The sequence below is a fragment of the Nostocoides sp. F2B08 genome (assembly GCF_009184895.1).
Taxonomy (GTDB): domain Bacteria; phylum Actinomycetota; class Actinomycetes; order Actinomycetales; family Dermatophilaceae; genus F2B08.
Genome location: NZ_WESE01000025.1, coordinates 1 through 4,391, shown reverse-complemented (window position 1 = coordinate 4,391; position 4,391 = coordinate 1). Strand labels below are relative to the sequence as shown.

The 4,391-nt window shown below is 69.1% G+C and carries 4 protein-coding genes; all 4 read right to left on the bottom strand.

Annotated elements, in window-relative coordinates; all coding sequences use genetic code 11:
- Positions 1-231 precede the first annotated feature (231 nt).
- On the bottom strand, positions 232-1,476 hold the full coding sequence (locus GA707_RS20515; protein ID WP_152180307.1) for an IS110 family transposase: 1,245 nt from the start codon (positions 1,474-1,476) through the stop codon (positions 232-234).
- 246 nt (positions 1,477-1,722) lie between these two features.
- A complete protein-coding gene (locus tag GA707_RS20510) occupies positions 1,723-1,965 on the bottom strand; it encodes a toxin (RefSeq protein WP_152180306.1) in 243 nt (80 codons plus the stop codon).
- The gene (locus GA707_RS20505) at positions 1,962-2,195 is read right to left on the bottom strand and encodes a ribbon-helix-helix protein, CopG family (RefSeq protein ID WP_152180305.1); all 234 of its coding nucleotides are present in this window, start codon (positions 2,193-2,195) and stop codon (positions 1,962-1,964) included. Before GA707_RS20505 ends, GA707_RS20510 begins: the two co-directional genes overlap by 4 nt.
- A 219-nt stretch (positions 2,196-2,414) precedes the next feature.
- A complete protein-coding gene (locus GA707_RS20500; protein WP_152180304.1) occupies positions 2,415-3,806 on the bottom strand; it encodes a phenylacetate--CoA ligase family protein in 1,392 nt (463 codons plus the stop codon).
- Positions 3,807-4,391 lie beyond the last annotated feature (585 nt).

Below are 4,391 nucleotides of genomic sequence, written 5' to 3'. Positions count from 1 at the left end.
CGCGGTGATTCTCGCGACGCCGACTTACCGGCGACGAAGCGCGGACGCCCCAGGCCCGTCGACTTCGACCACACCATTGGTCCTTGTCGCTACGACGTTGGCCCAGACCATAGGTCAGGGTGACCGGCTGCTCAGCGAATATTGCACCCGTGCCCGACTCTGACCGAGGTGGGACCATTTCGCCGACCGAATCTCGTCCCCCACAGTGCGGCACTCCGGCACCCCTCTGTGTCAAGAGGCGGTTTCGAGGGCTTTGGCGGATGTCCTCTTCCTGGCCGGCGTGGTCGCGGGTAGCGTCGTGGGTGCGGGTCCGGGAAGTGGCTGATCCGAAGTGCCGGTGTGCGGGTGCGAGCCGGCCGCGCTGGATAGTAAAGACGCCCCGCTGTGCCCTCCCGGGCCCGCCTCGACATCGGCCTCGGCACTGACAATGCCGGCGGCTCGCGCGTCGGCGACGAGCTGGCGATAGAGGGCGTCGGAGATGCGGCGCTTGAGGCAACGCATCGCTTCGCGGCGGGTCTTGCCGGCGGCGATCTTGCGCAGGTAGTAGGCCCGGCCTTCGGTGTCGTGGCGGATCTGGGTGGCGGCGGCGATGTGGGTCATGTGGTTCATCCGCCGGTTCCCCGCCCGGGATAGCCGGTGCCGGACGATCTCACCGGAGGAGGCTTCGATGGGGGCGGTGCCGGTCCAGGACGCGAACCGGTTCCGGTCGGCGAAGCGGGCCACGTCACCGACATCGGCGAGAACTCGGGCGGCGATGACGGGTCCGACCCCGGGAAGGTCCATCAACGTCGAGCCGCGGGCCTGAACCATCGCCTTGAGCTCCTTGCGCAGCTCCTTGATCTTCTTCTCGACCACGACCAGCTCGGCCAACAACTCCGCGGCCAGGCGGCGGCGGGTCTTACCGACCAGGTCCCGCGGGCGGACCGAGGCAAGCATGGCCTTGGCCTGACCAGTGCTGATCTCCTTCTTCGCTGTGCCCGGGATCAGCTCGGCGAGTAGCCGGTGCAGCCGGTTCACGGTCTGTACCCGGGTGCGGGAGAGTTCATCGCGGCGGTCGACCAGCATCCGCAACGCCTCGAGCTCGGCATCGTAGGAGAGCACCCGAAGACCCGGGGTGCGCACGGCCACCACGGCGACCGAGTGCGCGTCGTGGGCGTCGGTCTTGCGGTTGTGTCCGGTGTCGAACAACCTGGCCCGCGCCGACAGCTTCGCCGGGACATCGAGCACCTGCTCACCATCGGCCAGCAGCCGTTGGGCCAACGGCCGGCCGGCACCGTTGCTGCCCTCCACCGCCCAGGTCCGATCGGGCCATGGCGCAACGCGCTTGAGCATCGCGCGATACCCAGCGTTATCCGTGCCGAACCGGCCGGTCGCCAGCACCGCCTCGTTCTTGTCGTCGACCTCGATCGTGACCGACAGCTTGTGGGGATCGACCCCGATGAACACCCTCACGACAGCACCGCCTTGGTCTCGCATCCGATAGAGAACGGCGAGGCGGGCATTGCTACTTAGAGCAGGGCAGACCCCTCTGGAGCCACACCTTCGCCACGGTGCCCGACGAGGCCGCAACCCGGAGTAGAGCCACACCGATCACGCTGGTGGGCAGCCGGCTGAAGAGCAATCTCGTCGGGCACCTGGGACCGAGTCTGGCCGGACACCGGCCCTACCTACAAGCATCAAGTAGCCGGGTGACGTGCGGGGCACCAGGAGACGCTCTGCGGTTCAGGGCAGCAGGTCCCAGTACTGCTTTCGTGCGGGCATGGCGTGGATGACCATCGCTTCGCCGCTTGCGAAGATCAGCACGACTGTTTCGAGCAGACGGGCCTGTGTGTCGAACCCGAGTCGCAGTTCTCGGTGCGGCCACTCGTCTTCTTCAAGTGGTTCGATCCACAGCGACCAGTAGGCGGCTTGAGCCGCGTCCTCCGGCAGAACTCCATGCTTGAGCGCGCTGTTGTGGACCTTCACGCGGCGTAGTTGGCCAGTGCTCGCCGGATTGCCTCAGATCGCGAAAGCTGCTCCCGCTCAGCGACCGCGTCCAGCGCGGCGATCTCCTCTGCGGTCAGGCGCACCGCAATGACCTGCATCGGCTCCGCACCCCGGCCCGGACGTCCACGCCCTCGACGCTTGAGCTCGGCGACGTCGTAGCCGGCTTCTGCCTCATCGGCCCACTTCTGGATCTGCTCGTCAGCGACCATGAAAAAATCGTATAACGAAAAGGGTGGAGGCGACAGGGACACTGCGTGCGGACGGCCACCGACCTGCGGCCTTCCGCCGGCAGTTGGGCGCACTGCTGGCGACCGCAGTCGGCGTCACCGCGCCGCATGGCGCCGGTCGGGTCGGTTCGTGGTGGTGCCGTGGTCGCGGACACGCGGTCATGCCGGGGGCACCTCGCCCCTTGGGGTGATCTGGGCTGTTCAGGTCGGGCTGGGCGGGCGGGCTATGACTTGGCGGAACTTGCCGCTGGTCGCGCTGCGCTGGGGCGCCTCGCACGCCTTGGTGACGGAGATGTCGGTGGCTCCTTGCGCGCTCAGGTAGGCGGTCAGGCGCGCGGTTGCCTCCTGCCACACCGCGTCTTCCGCCGTCTCGGGTAGCAGGTCAAGGCCAAGCAGCAGCGACCGGTCGCCGGTCTGGACCAGCTGGCTGCGCAGGACACCGGGGGGCTGGTCGAGGACCGAGCCCACCGCGAGCGGGGGCAGGGTGACGGTGCGCCCGTCGGCGGTGGTCAGGTGTAGGACGTCGTCACGGCGGCCCTGGACGCGGATCGCCGGGAAGGGGCTGCCGCACGGGCATGGGCCGGCCCGGGCGAGCACCGAGTCGCCGAGGTCGTAGCGGATCAGCGGCTGAACGTGGTTGGCGAGGTTGGTGAGCAGGACGGTGTGTGAGGCGATGCCCGGCGGGGTGGGTGTGTGGTCGGCCTGGACCGGCTCCAGCACGACCCAGTCGGCGTTGACGTGCAGCCATCCGTGGTCGCAGTCGACGGCCATGACCAGGCATTCCGATGCCGAGTAGGCGTCGTGCAGGGCCCCGCCAAGACTGGTCGCGATGTGCTCGCGGCCGACGTCATCGATCGATTCGCCGGCGAGCTCTACGACGACGGGATGCACCCGCAGTCGCCCAGCGCGTTGCTCGGCGGCCAGGATGTCCAGGGCGCTGGGGTAACCGGAGAGGATCACGGGCTGGAACGCGTTCAGTGCCGCGACGAGCTCGCGCAGCGGCTGCTCGAGCGGGAACACCCGATACGCCCGACGCCGCACCGGGTCGCGTCGCCGCTGCAGCTCCATCCAGCCGGCACCAGCGAAGTGGCCCCCGGCGCCCACCACCGCGGCCCACCGCACCCGGCCGCGCAGCAGCGCCCACCACTGGCCAGGTGAGAGCCACTGCAAGTCGATGCGCAGGCTCATCGCCTCGTAGACCGCGCACGCCGCCTGGTCGTGCAGGAACAGTCCCGGCTGACCCGTCGTACCCGAGCTGCGGCACGCGAAGTACCCGCCCAAGAACAGGCTCCCCAACCGAGCCGGGTCCGCGGTGAACGCCTCCACGCCCGCGCGGGTCACCGCCGGATCGCTGACCCACTCATCGAACGACGCCATCAGGTCAGGCTTGGACACCGGCGGCAGCGCCGCCAGCTCCACCGGATCGCCGCCCAGCCCCCGGTACAACCGCTCGTAGAACCCAGAGCGTGCCCGCGCGTGCCCGACCAGCGCATCAAGCCGGACCGCCCGGCGGCGCGCCACCCCGGCCGGCCCCGCCCGCCGCGCCCGAACCAGATCCACCCCGGTCCGCACGACCCGCGGCCGCGCACCCACCACGCACACCGCCCATCCCGGGCGTCAACGGCTGCGCGCCCGAACTAGAAGCTCACCCCCATCATCCACCCCGCCGCTCCCACCAGAACCACGCATGCCACCCGCATCACTGCGCCGGGAGCCGACCGCCACTAGGGTCGGCGGAGGGTGTGGGACCAAAGTGGCAACAGCGTCATCGGACACCCGGCGCTGCGCGGGCCGCCGGGCGTGTGTGATGTGCCAGCCACCGCCCAGCCGGCGGGCTGTGGCAGCGGGACGATGGAGCTGAGGCCGGAACCTCCGACCTTGGCGACTCGCCACTCCCCGGCGCGGTCGAGGATGGCGGTCTCCCGTCGACGTCCGAGAAGGGGCGTGAGGGTGATGAAGAAGATTCGAGCAGTGCTACTGGTGGCACTCCTGGCGGTCCTGGGGGCCTCTCCGGCGCTGGGCGCCCAGCCCGATAGCGCGCAATGGGTACCGCTTAAGCCCGGATCCACCGATCGGGATCATGTCGTAGCGGTCTGGATGCGGGTCGTTGCATGAGAAATCCCTTGTGGTGCAGGAGAATCGAAGTTCTTGACGCTTCTATTCGACCTGATCACAAGG

Excerpts from the sequence above, each read along its gene's own strand:
- GA707_RS20515 (WP_152180307.1), bottom strand. The coding sequence starts at position 1,476 with ATGCGAGACCAAGGCGGTGCTGTCGTGAGGGTGTTCATCGGGGTCGAT.
- GA707_RS20505 (WP_152180305.1), bottom strand. The coding sequence starts at position 2,195 with ATGGTCGCTGACGAGCAGATCCAGAAGTGGGCCGATGAGGCAGAAGCC.